Here is a 1,071-nt window from a genome sequence, read left to right on the forward strand (position 1 = left end):
CGGCAAACCCAGGACCGTCGATTGGCCGGGGAATTTAAGAGCGACCGGCAATAGGCGTCACCTGAGTCGGGGAGCGTGCCGGTGGGTCGGTGATGATGACATCGGCGGGTGCGGTCCTTCTGCTGGGTCATGTGGTCTTCGCAAACACCATGATCACCAACGGGCCGTACCCGTCCTACATGGACCCACCCTCGATCGGTCCCGCATCAAAACCCCAGCTCAAACACTCTTCAACCGGCTACGCAACAGCCTTGGCCGCTGCGGTCCCGGGCCGGTGGCGTCTCTTCACCCGTCCGGTGGAGCCGACGCGTTCCACCATCTCTCACGTTGTGCCCGCTCCTACTCTTCGCCGAAGGCAGGTGTGGGCGGCGGAGGGCGATGGTGGTGTCGAGGCGTACACGTCGGATGGTGGTGTCGGCCGTGGCCGGCGGGCTCTTCGCCCTCGGCGTGGTCGCGCCCGGCCCGGCCGCCGCGCCGCTGCCCCGCGCGGCCCGGGTGGACGGCGACGTGGCCCCCGTGCCGCGGGAGCCGCGCCCTCCACTGCTGCCCGCCGATTTCCAGGGCACCGGCCGGTACATCGTGCGGGACCTCGGCATTGACGTGCCGTTCACCTGGCAGGGCCGGGACGGCAACAGCCAGATGACCGCCGGCGGGCCGGAGCACCCGATCTGGTTCACCAACCTGATCTACGAGAACACGCTCTACACGCTCACCTACAAGTGGCCGAACATCCCGCTGTTCCCGCCGCGCGCGTGCAGCAAGGTTCCGGGATTCTTCAACCGCCAGATCTTCAACGACAAGCTGAAGACCGCCCGCTACGTCGGGCCGGAGATCCTGCAGGGGCAGCAGGACCGGCACGTCGACCACTGGCGGGTGGGCGTGGTCGGTGGCTCGACCGTGCCGGGGGAGTTCTTCCGGTTTCCGCTCGCGCTCGGCGACATCTACGTCGACCAGCGCGACTCGACTCGCTGGTGGCAGGTGTTGCAGTTCGGCCTGCAGAACCTCTTCGACCCGGAACTCGACGAATGGTTCACCCTGGACACCTTCGACCACCGCCCCGGCGAGGTGACC

Annotated in this window: 1 protein-coding gene; it reads left to right on the forward strand. The window is 67.8% G+C overall.

What is annotated here, in order from left to right; translation table 11 throughout:
- Positions 1–384: 384 nt before the first annotated feature.
- Positions 385–1,071, forward strand: a 687-nt coding sequence (locus F8271_RS31490) for a hypothetical protein (protein ID WP_151493408.1), incomplete at its 3' end; no start/stop codon positions are given.

The sequence above is a fragment of the Micromonospora sp. ALFpr18c genome, from assembly GCF_008868155.1.
GTDB lineage: Bacteria > Actinomycetota > Actinomycetes > Mycobacteriales > Micromonosporaceae > Micromonospora.